This is a genomic window from Synechococcus sp. R6-10 (assembly GCF_047461815.1).
Taxonomy (GTDB): Bacteria; Cyanobacteriota; Cyanobacteriia; order Thermostichales; family Thermostichaceae; genus Thermostichus.
Genome location: NZ_JANSHW010000700.1, coordinates 1 through 1,174 on the forward strand (window position 1 = coordinate 1; position 1,174 = coordinate 1,174).

General features: G+C 58.2%; 2 protein-coding genes. Both read right to left on the minus strand.

The genetic code is table 11. The annotated features are described in order from the left end of the window. Positions 1-618, minus strand: a 618-nt coding sequence (locus NW837_RS15400) for a hypothetical protein (RefSeq protein ID WP_414332536.1), incomplete at its 3' end; no start/stop codon positions are given. Positions 619-897: 279 nt separating this feature from the next. Then, positions 898-1,174: hypothetical protein (locus tag NW837_RS15405; RefSeq protein ID WP_414332538.1), on the minus strand; the 277-nt coding region annotated here is incomplete at its 5' end.

Consider the following 1,174-nt stretch of genomic DNA (forward strand, 5'->3'; position numbering starts at 1 on the left):
ATTGTTGGCAATGCCCGCTGCGTCAATGGTTACTGTGCCCAGGTTGTAGATGCCGCCCCCGAAAGAAAAAGCCCCATTATTGGAGATCTGAACATTGGAGACTGCAAGCTGACCGCCGACCTCCACAAAAACACCGCCACCGGCAGTATTTGGATCGTCTCCATCCGCACAGCCACTGGCGATCGCTACACCTTGTAGATTGAGCTTGCCTCCGCTGCTGACATGGAAAATGCGAAACTCGCCTCCGCCTGCACTACCGTTTAGATCGCATGCTATCGAAGTATTCCGCTGGATCGTCGCCCCGTTGCCTTGAATGGTGATGGTGCTGGTAATGTCCAGGTCGTCGTTGTTCGCTCCAGAGTCGGTTTGGTGTCCCGACCCATCGTCGTCTATCGACAAGGTATAGGTCGTCCCTGCCGACAGCACAATCGTGTCTGCACCTGAGCCCGCAGAACACTCATTCACTGCTGAATCGGTGTTTGCGGCTATCACGGCCTCCCGCAGAGAGCACCCATCGCCTTTGGCTATGGCATCGCTTGTGGTGGTGACGATGATCGTAGTCTGTGCCGGCGAAGGCAACTGCAAACCTGCCGCTGCCGCACAAGCCACCAGGGGCAATACGAACCTAGAACTGTATTTGCCCACACCTTGCCTCTCTGTCAATCAAGATGGCCTAGTAAGAGGATCCACACCTGCTCACCTGCGGCAACAAGCCATAGCTATTGAAGAGGGCCTTGGCAATCGGCTAACCTCGAAGACCTCCTCTCCCTAAATATACCGCTGGCTGCAGTGGATTTCCCATTCCACTCCCACTTCCCTTCCGCCAGCCGATAAGGCATGGCTACACCTTGGGATGAGAGGCTGCTCCCGGTTGAGGGGCAAGGTGTGGAATGGGCTTCACCTAGGAACGGTGACCTCGAAACGGATGACCCCGGCTGAGCCAGAACTGCCTCCCCCCACGTTCACCACCACCACACCGTTGGGGTTGCTGATGCCCCCACAAGCAGGCGGCACGGCCCCACCCGGCGGAATGAAGGCTCCCCCTCCCCCTGTGCTCACCGACAGGCTGCCCGGCACATACTGCAAGCCAGGCGCCAAGGGATCGCACACCACAAAGGTGGAAGCGGGCGAGTCCAGCAGGAAGTAGATGGCAAACTGCACCCGCGCTCCTGGG